Origin of the sequence: Sphingomonas sp. HMP9 (assembly GCF_013374115.1) — a bacterium.
GTDB lineage: Bacteria > Pseudomonadota > Alphaproteobacteria > Sphingomonadales > Sphingomonadaceae > Sphingomonas.
In genome coordinates this window covers 3,622,501-3,636,728 of the sequence record NZ_AP022673.1, presented here as the reverse complement: position 1 = coordinate 3,636,728, position 14,228 = coordinate 3,622,501, and the positions used below count along the sequence as shown (strand labels likewise).

Sequence of the window (14,228 nt, the reverse complement as noted above, 5' to 3'; positions counted from 1 at the left end):
CACCTGCGCGCTTCAAGAAGGACCGACGGCATGGCAGGCGATTATCTGGCGAGCCGCGGTATCTATATCCTGCGCCAGGTCACCAAGCGCATCTGGTTTCGCGCGTCGCTGTTCAGCGTCGCGGCAATCGTGACGGCTTTGGTCGCCGCCTGGATAGCGCCCCTCATTCCCTACGAACTCAGCCTGCGGGTGGGCGGCAAGGCGGTCGACAACATTCTGACGATCCTGGCATCGAGCATGCTGGCCGTCACCACCTTCGCGCTGTCCGCCTCGGTTACTGCCTACGGATCCGCGACAAGCGCTGTGACGCCGCGCGCGACCCAGTTGCTGGTCGACGATCGCTTCACGCAGAACGCGCTGTCGACGTTCGTCGGCGCGTTCCTGTTCAGCATCGTCGGCATCATCGCACTGACGACCGGCCTGTACGGCGCGCAAGGACGCGTCGTGCTTTTCTTCGCAACGATCGTGATCGTCGCGATAATCGCCATCACGCTGTTGCGCTGGATCCAACACCTCTCGAGTTTCGGCCGGGTTCGCGATACGATCGAGCGGGTCGAAACGGTCGCGCGCCGGGCAATGCAGGCCTGGGCAGAAGCACCGCATCTCGGCGCGCAAGCACCCGTCGCCATCCCGCCCGAAACGTCGCCGGTATATCCGGCGGAAATCGGCTATGTCGCGCACATCGACGTGGCCGGGCTCGCGCGGATCGCAGACCGGCATACGCTGACGATCCACATCGCCGAACTCCCGGGCGCGTTCGTCTTCACCGAACGGCCCTTGGCGCACGTCGCCGGTGTGATCGACGACAAGGTTCGAGCGGCCATCGAAAAGACGTTCTCGATTCTAACCGACAGGGAATTCGAACAGGATCCCCGCTTTGGTCTGATCGTCCTGTCCGAGATCGCGTCCCGCGCCTTGTCCCCCGCTGTCAACGATCCGGGAACCGCCATTCGCGTATTGGGCGCGGGGCAGCGGGTCCTGTCCGATTTGGTCGATACCAAACGGCGAGCAAAGGTGGAGCATCTTCGCGTGCACGCGCCTGCCCTTGAGGTCGATGATATGTTCGACGACTTCTTTCGCCCGATCGCACGGGACGGGGCGTCGATCATCGAGGTGCAGTTGCGTCTGCTGGCGACCCTGAACGGTCTCGCAACCCATGCCCCGGGCGTGTTGGGCGAAACCGCTCGCCGCAATGCAGACGCGGCAAGACTTCGCGCGGCAGAGGCCCTTGCCTTCGATGGCGACCGGCAGGCCATGCGCAAGAGCGCACGCTAGCCAAATCGGGTTGTTCGATCAGGACCGAAATGCCATAGCATCGGATGGGTGTTCGTTAATGCTGCGGACAGGTTTGTGCGTTGGTCGGGCCGCCAGCGAAAAATCTGCGTCCGGAGACTACATTATGGGCCTGATACGCCGCGTAAACCCAAGTGCCATACGCCGCTTTCTCGAAAGTCAGTCCTCCGCAGGTCTGGTATTGATGGCGGCGGCAGCGTCTGCGCTCGTCATCGCCAACTCCCCGCTCGGGCCGGACTACGAAACCATCCTTCACGCGTATGTAGGGCCGCTGTCGGTCGCGCATTGGATCAACGACGCGCTGATGGCGATCTTTTTCCTGCTCGTCGGTTTGGAGATCAAGCGCGAAGTCCTCGACGGCCAGCTTTCGTCCTGGCCCAGGCGTGTACTGCCGGGGATCGCGGCGGCTGGCGGCATGATGGTACCCGCCCTGGTGTATCTCGCCCTGAACACGGGTCCCACTGCTGCCGGTTGGGCTATTCCCGCGGCCACGGACATAGCGTTCGCGCTCGGCGTGATCGCGCTGCTCGGCAACCGCGTTCCTGCGTCGCTGAGAATATTTCTGGCTGCGCTGGCAATCCTCGACGACCTCGGCGCAGTAATGATCATCGCGATCTTTTATACAGCGAAGCTATCGATACCAGACCTGGCAGGAGCGGCCGCCGCGGTCATGGTCCTGATCGGCTTCAATCGCTTCGGTGTACGCCGCCTGACGCCCTATCTGCTGGTGGGTGCGATCCTTTGGGTGCTCGTGTTCCGTTCGGGTATCCACGCCACGCTTGCCGGGGTGATCCTCGCCTTCACCATCCCCATGCAGTGCACACCCAGTCGCCCAGACTGGGATTCGGACAGCCCGTTGCACACGCTCGAGCATGCCCTGCACCTTCCGGTCGGCTTCCTCGTCGTGCCGATCTTCGGGTTGGCCAATGCCGGCGTAGCCGTCCTCACCCTGCCCGCCGAGGCACTGGTTGCGCCCGTCACGCTTGGCGTTGCGCTTGGGCTGTTGCTCGGCAAAGTCACAGGCGTATTCGGCTTTTCCATGCTGGCCGTTCGTTTCGGTCTGGCGGATATGCCGGCTCACGCAGGGAAGCGGCAGTTGCTCGGTCTCGCATTGTTGTGCGGGATCGGCTTTACCATGAGCATCTTCATCACCTTGCTCGCGTTCCCCGGCAACCAGATTTTGCAGGCGGAGGCAAAGCTCGGCGTGCTTGCCGGTTCCTTCCTCTCGGGACTGCTTGGCTACGCTTTGCTTCGCAGCGTGAGCTCCGCCCCGGAACAGGCAGACGCGCTACCCTGAACCGACCCAGAGAACGCGCGCCTACCAAACCGTCAAGTTTGGGACAGGGGCTGACCGGAGCGCCGAGTCTGCTAACAGACTCGCCGGGCGTCGTAATACTCCGGCGAACGGCGCTGAATAGCGCGCAGTGGAGGATCGATTGAAACACGACGCTTGGTGGCAGCCCTTTCTGGATCGATGGACGGCATTGCCATTCCACGACCTGATCGCGGCCGTCGCGATCCTGAGCGTTGCGCTGCTGCTGGGCGTCGCCGCGGGGCGTCTTGCCTGCCGATACCTCATTCCTGCCTTGGCGCCGAGGCATGCCAGCGTGATATCGCCGCGACTGATGGCGCTGACACGGTCCGGCGTGACGGCATTGGTGCTGACCGCCTTCCTCGGCATCCGCGGACTGGACCCCGGCGCAGATCTCGTCTTGGCCGCCGGCCTCGGCATCGCGGTTGCGGCGCTAGCCTATGAGATTGCCCGATCGCTTGGTCTGCAAAGCAGGGCGGCGTCGCTGATCGCGCTCGCGCTACTCGTTATCGTGCTCGCAAGCCGACTGGGCGGCCTTACCCCGCTGATCGAAGGGCTGGATCGCGCCAGCATGGGCTTCGGGACCCGCCGCATCTCGCTGCTCGACATCGTCAACGCGGTCGGCTTGTCGCTCGTGCTGTTCCTCGCCGCCCGCGCGCTGCTCGCCTCGATCCTGCGGTGGATCGGACAGTCCCGCCTCCTCGATGCAGCGCAGCGCGTGCTGTTCCAGAAGCTTGCCCAGATCGCGGTCGTCACGGTCGCGATCTTCGTCGGGATCGACCTTCTCGGTATCGACCTTACGGCGCTGGCCGTGTTCTCGGGTGCGTTCGGTCTGGCGATCGGCTTCGGGTTGCAGAAGACGCTCGGCAATCTGATCGCTGGCCTGATCCTGCTGCTCGACCGATCGATCAAGCCCGGCGACGTCATCGCGGTCGGGGATACCTTCGGCTGGGTCAACAAGATCGGTGTCCGCGCGGTGTCGGTGCTGACGCGGGACGGCAAGGAGCATCTGATCCCGAACGAACGACTGATGACCGACGAAGTCGAGAACTGGTCCTTCTCGAGCCGTGACGTGAGGGTTCATGTCGGGTTTCGGGTGTCGTTCGATTGTGATCTGCGGCTGGCGCAACGGCTCGCCGTCGAGGCCGCGACCATCTCGCCGCGCGTGCTCACCGAACCCGCCCCGGTCTGCTGGATCAAGGAATTCGGCGACAATGGCGTCGAGTTCGATCTGCGGATCTGGATCGACAGCCCCGAGGCAGGCGTCGGCAATGTCACCAGCGACGTGTTTTTCCGGATCTGGGATCTGTTCAAGGAACACGGCGTCACGATGCCGGTGCCCCAGCGCGATCTGCGCTTTCACCCTATGCCGGGGCAGCAAACGGCGCCGTCAACGGAACCGCTCCAAGAATAGCGGGTCCGCCTGTCGTCGCAACCCAGCAACCCCGGCCATGCCCGCTTTGTCCCCTCAGTTGCACTTCGGCAAAGCACCCAGGCCGCCCGTCCCTGGCGAAAGGCGCGCCGGCCAAGTCACCCGGTAGGTGACCCGGAAACCGTCGTGATCCGACAGTTGGGGGCTGTCGGCCGAACCGTCGAAGACCGCTTCGACGCGGATCGGGGTCACCACGACGGTCGAGCCGCTCTCGAAAAGCTGGAGATCCTGGGTGTCCATCCAGGGCTCGTCGCCGTCCCATGAGATGCGCGTATCGCAGGGCAGCGGATTGGCCGTGCACCATTCCTGCACGATCTCGAACGGCTCCGTCACATTCCGGAACCGTTCGAACCGGATGGCCGAATCCTTCATGTTGAAGTCACCACCAAGGATGGTCGGAACATTCTGGTCGCCCACCGCCGAGATGAAGGCGCCGAGTTCTTCGACCTGCAGACGATGCGCGCGGGCATGACGCCGGGGCGACACGCGCGACGAGCGTTGCGAGTTGAGGTGGGTGTTGAAGAGGTTGATCGCGCCGGGAACGCCGGGGATCGCCACCCGCGCGTACAGCACACCCTTGTTGCTGAGGCAGTCCAGACCGGCGCACCGCCGGCGCCCGAACGGCTCCGATCGCGTCTCCAGAATCGGATACCGGCTCAGGATGGCCAGGCCCGAGCCGACCATGTGCAGGCCCAGTTCGCCCTTCTTCCATCGGTACGGCCCCGGCATCCGATCCGCGCTCGGCAAGCTCTTGGATTGCGTGCGCGACGGCCCCGAAACCATGTTGGGATAGCCGATGCCCGTGACGGCACGGACCGCGGCCTTGCTGAACATCTCCTGCACCATGACGATATCCGGCGCGTCGCCCCGCGCCTCCATCCGCCTGAGAGCGGCGCTTATCTGCTCGAGCGCCGGACCACGCTTCCCGCGTGCCGGCCAACCCAGACCCTCGATATTGAACGTCAAGACATCGAATGTCGTGCTGGCACGAACGCCGTCTGTTGAGACCGACACCGGCTCCCCCGAAGACGGCACGCATTTTTGCATCAGCGCCGGCGGCAGCGTCGCGCACCCCGTCGAGCACGCCAGCAGACCGATTGCTGCCAGATATTTCACCCGAATTCGACCAAGACGACGGAGCACATCACAGCCAACGACCGGCACCGGATGTCGGTTGCCCGCAGATCGTTCCCGCAAGCCGCCGCTCGGTATGGCGTTATCGGATATTGGTCTCGGCGATTGAGCAGGATCACGTAAGTCGCAGACGATCCTCGAGGATCAGCCGTTCGTGCGCCAGCGCTGCCTGGCTGACCATGGTGTTGAACAACACGCCCCGATCGGCCCTGATCGGATCGCGGCCATCGGGACGCGCGAACGCCACGACAGCCAGCGTGCCGAGCGACGTGCGCAAAGGTTCGAGCCGCCATTCCGCGGACGCGACCGCAGTCGTTCCGCGCCCCGCGGCCTCTCCCCGTTCCCAGCACCATTCGAGCGCCGCCTGATCGATCGGTCCCCACACCAAAGGCTCCATCGTCGCACCGACACGCTCCAGCTTGCCGCCGTTTTCGCGAAAGACCGCCACCTCGGCTTTCAACACGCCGGCAAACTCCTCGCAGATCGCGCCAGCGGTTTCTTCCCAGTTCGCCGCGCGGGCGAGGATCTGCGAGAAGGTTGCGATCCGCGCATTTTCCTTCGCGCTGCGATCGCTGAGCGCTACCCGGTCGCGAAGCGCTTGGGTCACGAGGCTCGTATAGACCGCAACAGCGAGCAGCGCGACCAGCGTTACCACCATGATCGGCGCCGCCGGCTCCAGATGAAACCGTGGCTGGAGCAGGAAAAAATCAAAACCGAGCACCGAGGCGACCGTCGCGGTCAGTGCCGGAGCCAACCCGAAGCGTGCGGCGGCGGCGATCACCGGAAACAGGAACAACAGGTTCAGCGGCCGTCCGCCGAGGAGCATGCTGACCAGCTCGGCAAGGCCAAGCGTGATCGCCACGAGACCCAGCGCCCAGAGATGCTGCCGCAGGTCGGGCTTTGGCTTTGGGGCAGCGTCCGGCACATCGGCGCTCTTCGTCGGCAAGACCGCAACGGGAGCGATGTGGAGGCTGAGCGCTGGAAATCGCTTTTGGACGGAGGCCATCACCGATCGCCGGAGCCAGCGATCGGGCCTTGCCGCAGACGGGGTTCCGATCACCAGATGGTCCGCTGGCATGGCCGTGAGATGCGCGACAAGGCCGCTGACGACGTCATCGTCGGGTTCGTTGCTAACCGTGGCACCATGACGAACCGCAAAGGACAGCGCGTCTGCCGCCCGCCGTGCAACCGCCGGATCGCGGGCCGACTTGGGCGTCTCGATAAAGACGGCGTGCCAACTCGCGTCCAGCGCGGTGGCCAGATCGGCTGCGATCTCCACCACGCGCTGTCCGCTCCCCGACCCGCTGACCGCGGCCAAGATACGGGTCTCGGGACTCTTCTCGACTTCGGAGACGGCGGTTCGCGCGTTCGGACCGGTCTCTTCGGCGCCGCTCATGCGGCAGCGGGCTTCGCGATGATTGTCATCGGCGTCACGTCCGGCTCGCCGATGCCCAGGTCGCGATCGTGTCCTGCGTCGAAGGATTCCCGATTCTGACATCGTCGAAGCTCACGGCAACCAGGCAAATCGGACGTTGCTCCTTGCCGGCGGGCTGACGACACCGAACCGTCGATCCATCGGGGAAACGGGCGACGCGCCCGCGAAGCCGGACCCACAATCCCTGATCGATCTTCAGATCGTTCTCGCCGATCCGGCTTACGCTTTCATAAGGCTTGCCGCCTCGTCTGGCGTTTTTCGAGCCCTCGTCGGTAAAAATCTGCGCGAGCCCAAGCGTCTGACCGGGAAGCGTCACGGCGTCGATGCCGAGCGGAACGGTCGTGGGCGACCCAGCTTCACACGTGCCTCGCGACGACCACGGCCTCGCAATCCAGAAGCCCTCGATAGCCTCTTCGCTTGCGGCCGCCGGCGTGGTGCCAGCGCTTTCCGATGACGGCTTGCCCAGCCATTCGCCCGGATCGAACACGGCAGGTGTGACGGAAATCTTGAGCGACGACGATTCGGAATCATACCGCCATCTGAACGGCTCACGGCTGTTTTCAGCGGCCGGGCCGTCGCAACCGAACGGCAGGTCGACCTCGAATTGCGCGCCCTCCGCGGCACCCACTCGCTCGGGCATCTTCGCGCCCGAAGAGGTCGCATCCGCAGCGGCGTTGGCGATCTCGATGATATCGGCGCGAGCAAGAACGCGGGCGACAGGCGACTCGGGCACGACCACGGGTGCTGAGACCGGCGCCGCCGCCGGGGTTACGGCTAACGGCGGAGGAGACGGCGCGGTGCTGCGCCCGAACAGGAATCCGCCACCGCCCAAGAGAATAATCGCGGCGGCCGAGCCGGCGACGACAAGGCGACTGGTGCGGGGGGATGGCTCATGCATAAGCGAACTGTAGCAAAATTCTCGCGATGCTCCATACCGCGTGGCATGGGAGTCCGAATGAGAAGCGTCGTTTTCTGGTTGCCGATGAGGCGTTTATGACATTCGACCAGATCATTACACTAATCGTGCTGGGTTGCGTGGTGGCCGCGCTGATCTGGGACAAGGTTCGCGCCGACGTCGTCGCTCTCGCAGGGGCAGCCATATTGCTGATGACCGGCGTGGTTCGACCGGTCGATGTCCAGGGTGCCTTCGCCAGCCCCGCGATCATCGCGCTCGCCTCGCTTTTCGTCATTTCCTACGCGCTAGAACTGTCCGGATTGCTCGATCGCGCGATCGAGGCCGCCGTCGCAATGTGCCGCCGCCTCGGCGGGACGGGGGTCTGGCTGTTGCTGGGGATCGCCGGGCTCTTTTCCAGCGTGTTGAATAGCACCCCGATCGTCGTGCTGACCGCCCCCGTCGTCAAGGACGTCGCCGCGAGCTTGCAGCTATCGGCCAAGCGCTATCTGATGCCGTTGTCGTACATCACCATCCTCGGCGGGTGCTGCACGTTGCTCGGAACGTCGACCAACCTGCTGGTCGACGACATGGCGCGGATTGCCGGGCAAAGCCGCTTCGGCATCTTCGAGATCACGCCGGTAGGCTTGCCCGTCGCCTTGGTCGGCGGTCTCTATCTGCTGCTGTTCAGCGGCAAGTTGATGGGAACGCGGATGCTCGATCCCGACGATGGGCGTCCGGAGGCGACCATCGCCGTCGCCGGCGGACAGGTCGGGGATGCCGAAGTGTTCGCCGAACGCCGTCCGTTGCAGCCGGTAAAGGCGGCCATCGCGCTGGCGACGTTCGTGGGCGCGATCCTGCTGGCCGCGCTCAACGTCGCGCCGATCGCCGCGACGGCGTTCGCGGGCGCGGTGCTGCTGATCCTCCTGCGCGTCATCTCGGCCGACCAAGCCTATGGGGGCCTTCGTCCGCAGATCCTGATCCTGATTGCCGGGATGGTGGTGCTCGGCATCGCGATGGCGCAAAGCGGGTTGGCAAGCGCCGCTACGACCACGCTGATATCGTCGCTTGAAGGGGTCAGTCCGCTGACCGCCCTCATCGTGCTCTACGGCCTGACGATGGTGCTGACGGAGTTGCTGTCGAACGCAACCGTCGCGGTACTGGTCACGCCGGTCGCGGTAGCGTTGGCCGAAAGCCTCGGGGTCAGCCCGCGTCCCTTCATCGTCGTGGTCATGATCGCCGGCAGCGCCTCGTTCGCGACCCCGTTCGGCTACCAGACCAACGTCATCGTCTATCAACTCGGCCGCTATCGCTACACCGACTTCCTGCGCGTGGGACTCCCGCTAAACCTGATCACCGCGGTCGTCGCGATCACCGCGACGCACACCTTTTTCCCGTTCTGATCCTGCCAGGGCGCAATGCGCCATTGTCGTCGACGCAGCCGATTGACCGCACGGCTTAAGACAAACGATCGCTCCGGTGCCATAAGGGACAGGATGATTGACATACGCCGGTGCAACTCGACGCTGCCGGCTCAAGATTCGACGACGGTGCGAGAATGTGATGTTGCGTAATTTCCTGATACGCCGAGCAGCGGTTTTAATGCTCGGTGCAAGTGTCGGCGTGGCTGGATGTGTTCCAGCCGGAGCGCCACCCCGCCTTTCCGCACCCGGCAGACCGACTCCGTCTGCGCCGACGCGATTGTCCGTCGCGACATCCCCGGCGCTGCCCGGCAAGCGTCGTGATCAACCGCCCGCGGACCTCCTCAACGCGATGCAAGCGCTAGGCGCCGGATTTCAGGGCAAGGTCGGCATCGCGATACGCGATGTCACGGAAGGGTGGGTTGTCGGCTACAACGCCGACACCTTGTTGCCACAGCAGAGCGTCAGCAAGCTATGGGTCGCGATCGCAGTGATGGACGCGGTCGATCGTGGAACGCTCTCGCTGTCCGACGTCGTCACGGTTCGCCGATCGGACTTGACGGTCTTCCACCAGCCTATCCGTCCGCTGGTGGGCGTCGATGGATATCGGACCACGGTCGCTGCGCTGTTGGAAGGCGCGATGACGCGCAGCGACAACACTTGCAACGACGTGTTGCTGTGGAAAGTCGGCGGTCCACCGGCAATCCGCCGAATGCTCGCGCAAAAGGGCATCGCTGGCGTCGGTTTCGGCCCCGGTGAGCGGATTTTGCAGGCTAAAACCGCAGGTCTGGACTGGAAACCGGAATGGGTCGGCGGCTGGGGGTTCCTCCAGGCGCGGGCGACGATGAGCTTCGAGGATCGCAACAAGGCGCTGACCCGATATCTCGCCGCGCCTTATGACGGCGCGTCGGCGAACGGCATCACGCTTGGGCTCTCCCGTCTTCAGCGTGGCGAACTGCTCAGCAACCGCTCGACCGTGCACCTCCTGACGCTGATGGCCGCGAGCAAGACGGGCCCGTTGCGATTGAAATCCGGACTTCGCCCCGGCTGGACCTTTGCGCACAAGACGGGGACCGGACAGGATCTCGGCAATTTGTCGACCGGGTATAATGATGTCGGATTGCTGAAGGCGCCGGACGGCCACACCTATGCGGTAGCAGTCATGATCGGCAGCACGCGCCGTCCCATCGTTGCGCGGATGCAAATCATGGGGAATGTGACGCGGGCATTGATTGGTTCCCTGGAGTAAGATGCAAGGCCGCCCTCTCACTGTTGGCCAGTGGCCGCCTACTCCTGCCAAACTGTATGCCGTTTTGCTGAACTAGTATTGGCGATGTGGCCTACCAACAGAACTTGAGGCCTGCACCGAACCTGAATTAACCGAAATCTCTGTCCGGTACGGGATGGTGCTTCATGCAGCCCTAATCAGACAATCAGCTTCATTCTTTCGCCACCGCAGATCACAAAGATAAACCAACACTTCATCTTATTCATGTACCTTTGAGTACGACCCGACGCGATGGAGGCGAGCGATGGGACATTCTTCGCTGGATCCCGCTTTCCAGCAACTGCGCCCCTGGAACGAGGGCTGCGTGCTTGGCGCCAAACTGGCGCTGAAGGCCCAGCAAGTTTGGGCCATACGTTTTTGGCGCGATCAGCACCGACGTCTGCGCGACCGGGCCCTGTTCGACTTCGCGATAGATAGTACGCTTCGCGGGTGTGACGTGGTCAAAGTCAGGATCGGCGATCTTGTCGCCGGTGGACGCGTCCGCAACCGTGCTATCGTCGTACAACAGAAAACGAAGCGGCCTGTGCACTCCGAACGGGTGGAGCCTGCCAGGAAGACGCTCCTAGCTTGGCTAGAGCGCGACATCCTAAAAAAAGCGGCGGCCTACTTCGCCAGGGACTCGATAGGAGGTTCGAGTTCATCGCGAAGCACCGAGGGATCTGGCCGGTGTCGTGGATCTGAGAAGCGCTCGGTGGTTCGCGAAGCGGCTTTCAAGCCTGGCTAGTTCGGGCGCCCAGCAAGCGCGCCCGTAGCGATGAGGAGTTCGGCGCCAGAGTCCGCGCGAGCTTCATCTCCAGCTATCGCACCTACGGCGCGCGGCGCGTCTGGCACGACGTTCTGGCCAAAGGCCTTTCATGTGGTCTGCATCGCATCGAACGGCTGATGCGTGTCCATGGCCTGAGGGCCCGTCCGCGACGTCGTGGCCTGCCCAAGGACGACGCCTGCGGTCGGTCATCGCCGACAACATCCTCGACCGCCAGTTCACCGCCGAGGCGCCTAACCAGAGGTGGATCGCCGACTTCACCTACATCTGGACCGCCGAAGGGTGGCTCTACATCGCTGTCGTCATCGACCTGTTCTCGCGCTGCGTGGTCTGATGGTCCCCTTCGACTTCGCTCAGGACACGGATGAGCGACACCATGACCGCTCAGCTCGTGACCGATGCGCTGATGATGGCGATCTGGCGACGCGGAAAGCCCGACGCACTGCTGCACCACTCGGACCAGAGCAGCCAATATACGAGTGAGCAGTTCCAGCGACTGATGGCCAACAATGGCGTTACCTGCTCGATGAGCCGGTCGGGCAACGTCTGGGACAACGCGGCAATGGAGAGCTTCTTCTCGTCGATGAAGACCGAACGGATCGGCCGGAAGACATATCGAACGCGCAATCACGCGAAGGCGGACGTGCTCGATTATATCGAGCGCTTGTACAACCCGACACGCCGGCACTCGACGCTGGGCTATCTCAGCCCCATGGACTTCGAGCGGCAAGCGCATGTAGCCTAACTTCGTGTCCATGGGACCGGCAGTAGCTCAAGCCGGTTGGAACGCAGGAAGCGCGCACTTGCCGCCATCGATGGTGAGACCGGTCAGAATGTCGTTGCGGCCCTCGCGGATATTGCGCCGGATTTTGCAACCTATCTGATCGAGTTTCCATTCGGCGACATCTACTCGCGGCCCGGCCTGGGCCCGCGTGATCGGGAGATCGCGACGATCGCCGCACTGGCAGTCATGGGAAACGCCGCTCAACAGTTCAAAGTGCACATTGAGGCGGGATTGAACGTCGGTCTGACCCGCGACGAAATTACGGAAATCCTGATGCAGATGGCGGTCTATGCCGGGTTCCCTGCCGCACTCAACGGATTTTTTTCAGCCAAGGAAGTGTTCGCGGCCAGAGCCGGCATTGCCGACTAGCTCTTCGACGATGCGCCGACCCTAGAGATGACGGAAAACCCTGTCGCCATCACGGATGCGTGACAAACAGGTATTTTGCGTCGCCTGCGCGGCCTATCAAAGCGTAGGGCAACCGCCGGATGTGTTAGAGTGGTGACCAATCCCGGGATGAGATCAATCGTCGCCGATCAGGAGTCTACGGCACATGCGCCAAATCGAGTTGCGCGGCGAGCTTGCGTCGATGCTATCGCTATGTGCTGGAGCGGAAACGCAGAAAGACCCCACGAGAAGGACCGAGGAGGCGTTGTGTAAGGTTGGTTGCGGGGACAGGATTTGAACCTGTGACCTTCAGGTTATGAGCCTGACGAGCTACCGGGCTGCTCCACCCCGCGACATTCGCGTTAGCGAAGGGGTATGAGACGTGTGTGAATGGGTTTTGATATTGTGTTGTGCGTTGCATGTCGCACGGGCTTCAATGCCTGGCGACGACCTACTCTTCCATCGCTTGAGCGATAGTACCATTGGCGCAGTCGGGTTTCACGGCCGAGTTCGGAATGGGATCGGGTGGGACACCGACGCTATAGCCACCAGGCAATGAAGCCGGTGCGACATGCGTGACTGTGAATATCTGGGTCCCTCGGGTTTCGCATTACTGCAAAGCCTGAGGGTTTTAAAATCGATACCGTGCATTTTGTAGACCAACTTCTCGGAACACCGAGTGCTGGTGTATTGGTATTTGGACCAATCCCTCGACGGCGAGGGGATTGGCAATCTGGCGTCGTCTTAATCATCCGCACGCATCAGACGCGTTGGGCTAGGCCCAGTGTTGTCATTGATGGTGTGAGACTCTCAAGCGCGAATAGAGCAATTAGTATCGGTTAGCTCCATGCGTTACCGCACTTCTACATCCGATCTATCAACGTCGTGGTCTCCGACGGCTCTATGAAATCTTATCTCGAGGGAGGCTTCCCGCTTAGATGCTTTCAGCGGTTATCCCGTCCATACATAGCTACCCAGCTGCGCTCCTGGCGGAACGACTGGTACACCAGAGGTATGTTCAACCCGGTCCTCTCGTACTAGGGTCAACTCCTCTCAAATTTCGACGCCCACGGCAGATAGGGACCAAACTGTCTCGCGACGTTCTGAACCCAGCTCACGTACCACTTTAATTGGCGAACAGCCAAACCCTTGGGACCTGCTCCAGCCCCAGGATGTGATGAGCCGACATCGAGGTGCCAAACAACCCCGTCGATATGAGCTCTTGGGGGTTATCAGCCTGTTATCCCCGGCGTACCTTTTATCCGTTGAGCGATGGCCCTTCCACGAGGGACCACCGGATCACTATGACCGACTTTCGTCTCTGCTCGACTTGTCAGTCTCGCAGTCAGGCGGGCTTATGCCATTGCACTCTAACAGACGGTTTCCGACCGTCCTGAGCCCACCATTGCGCGCCTCCGTTACTCTTTAGGAGGCGACCGCCCCAGTCAAACTACCCGCCACAGAGGGTCCCTGTTCCGGCTTACGGAACGAGGTTAGACATCAGAAACAAACAGGGTGGTATTTCACCTATGGCTCCACATCAGCTGGCGCCGATGCTTCAAAGCCTCCCACCTATGCTACACAGTTTCTTCCTAATGCCACTCTGAAGCTGCAGTAAAGGTGCACGGGGTCTTTCCGTCTAACCGCGGGTACTCCGCATCTTCACGGAGAATTCAATTTCGCTGAGCATGTCCTGGAGACAGTGGGGAAGTCGTTACGCCATTCGTGCAGGTCGGAACTTACCCGACAAGGAATTTCGCTACCTTAGGACCGTTATAGTTACGGCCGCCGTTTACCTGGGCTTCATTTCAGAGCTTGCACCCCTCCACTTAACCTTCAGGCACCGGGCAGGCGTCAGGCCCTATACGTCGTCTTGAAGCCGACTTAGCAGAGCCCTGTGTTTTTGCTAAACAGTCGCTACCCCCTGGCCTGTGCCCCCTCAAAGTGCTTGCGCATAGTGAGGGCCTCCTTCTTCCGAAGGTACGGAGGCAATTTGCCGAGTTCCTTCAGGACACTTCTCTCAAGCGCCTTGGTATACTCTACCTGACCACCTGTGTCGGTTTCGGGTACGGTCTATACGGTGGGGC

Annotated in this window: 10 protein-coding genes, 1 tRNA gene, 2 rRNA genes and 1 pseudogene (1 of these 14 running past the window's edge); 7 read left to right on the top strand and 7 right to left on the bottom strand. The window is 62.4% G+C overall.

Annotated features, from left to right (window positions below; translation table 11 throughout):
- Positions 1–30: 30 nt before the first annotated feature.
- From HMP09_RS16420 to HMP09_RS16410, 3 genes are all read left to right on the top strand, one after another.
- Positions 31–1,275, top strand: a complete 1,245-nt coding sequence (locus HMP09_RS16420) for a DUF2254 domain-containing protein (protein WP_197942441.1) — start codon at positions 31–33, stop codon at positions 1,273–1,275.
- A 124-nt stretch (positions 1,276–1,399) separates the two neighbouring features.
- Positions 1,400–2,590 carry a Na+/H+ antiporter NhaA gene (gene nhaA, locus HMP09_RS16415; RefSeq protein WP_176501232.1) on the top strand — a complete coding sequence of 397 codons (1,191 nt, stop codon included), beginning with the start codon at positions 1,400–1,402 and terminating at the stop codon, positions 2,588–2,590.
- 139 nt (positions 2,591–2,729) lie between these two features.
- On the top strand, positions 2,730–4,019 hold the full coding sequence (locus HMP09_RS16410; RefSeq protein ID WP_232090428.1) for a mechanosensitive ion channel family protein: 1,290 nt from the start codon (positions 2,730–2,732) through the stop codon (positions 4,017–4,019).
- 54 nt (positions 4,020–4,073) lie between these two features.
- On the opposite strand, the gene HMP09_RS16405 is transcribed toward HMP09_RS16410, so the two are convergent.
- From HMP09_RS16405 to HMP09_RS16395, 3 genes are all read right to left on the bottom strand, one after another.
- Positions 4,074–5,153: an endonuclease/exonuclease/phosphatase family protein gene (locus tag HMP09_RS16405; protein WP_232090419.1), complete on the bottom strand. Its 1,080-nt coding sequence runs from the start codon at positions 5,151–5,153 to the stop codon at positions 4,074–4,076.
- Between the two features lie 133 nt (positions 5,154–5,286).
- Positions 5,287–6,567 (bottom strand): DUF4118 domain-containing protein, encoded by a 1,281-nt coding sequence (locus tag HMP09_RS16400; protein ID WP_176501231.1) that lies wholly within the window; start codon positions 6,565–6,567, stop codon positions 5,287–5,289.
- Between the two features lie 34 nt (positions 6,568–6,601).
- A complete protein-coding gene (locus HMP09_RS16395; protein WP_176501230.1) occupies positions 6,602–7,504 on the bottom strand; it encodes a hypothetical protein in 903 nt (300 codons plus the stop codon).
- Between the two features lie 95 nt (positions 7,505–7,599).
- On the opposite strand from HMP09_RS16395, the gene HMP09_RS16390 reads away from it, so the two are divergent.
- Both HMP09_RS16390 and HMP09_RS16385 read left to right on the top strand, forming a co-directional pair.
- Entirely contained in the window at positions 7,600–8,901 is a 1,302-nt protein-coding gene (locus HMP09_RS16390) for an SLC13 family permease (RefSeq protein WP_176501229.1), read from the top strand.
- Positions 8,902–9,271: 370 nt separating this feature from the next.
- Complete coding sequence (locus HMP09_RS16385) at positions 9,272–10,168, top strand: serine hydrolase (protein WP_232090415.1); 897 nt, start codon at positions 9,272–9,274, stop codon at positions 10,166–10,168.
- 241 nt (positions 10,169–10,409) lie between these two features.
- Here the strand turns inward: HMP09_RS16385 and HMP09_RS18615 are convergent, their stop codons facing one another.
- The gene (locus HMP09_RS18615) at positions 10,410–10,712 is read right to left on the bottom strand and encodes a hypothetical protein (protein ID WP_176498640.1); all 303 of its coding nucleotides are present in this window, start codon (positions 10,710–10,712) and stop codon (positions 10,410–10,412) included.
- A 69-nt stretch (positions 10,713–10,781) separates the two neighbouring features.
- Between HMP09_RS18615 and HMP09_RS16375 the strand changes: the two are divergent.
- A pseudogene (locus HMP09_RS16375) lies at positions 10,782–11,715 on the top strand (IS3 family transposase); the annotation flags it as partial.
- A gap of 36 nt (positions 11,716–11,751) precedes the next feature.
- Positions 11,752–12,123 (top strand): carboxymuconolactone decarboxylase family protein, encoded by a 372-nt coding sequence (locus HMP09_RS16370; protein ID WP_176501227.1) that lies wholly within the window; start codon positions 11,752–11,754, stop codon positions 12,121–12,123.
- Positions 12,124–12,417: 294 nt separating this feature from the next.
- Here HMP09_RS16370 and HMP09_RS16365 read toward each other — a convergent pair.
- From HMP09_RS16365 to HMP09_RS16355, 3 genes are all read right to left on the bottom strand, one after another.
- Positions 12,418–12,494, bottom strand: a tRNA-Met gene (locus HMP09_RS16365).
- A gap of 85 nt (positions 12,495–12,579) precedes the next feature.
- A 5S ribosomal RNA gene (rrf, locus tag HMP09_RS16360) occupies positions 12,580–12,694 on the bottom strand.
- 256 nt (positions 12,695–12,950) lie between these two features.
- A 23S ribosomal RNA gene (locus HMP09_RS16355) occupies positions 12,951–14,228 on the bottom strand; it runs 1,519 nt beyond the window's last position.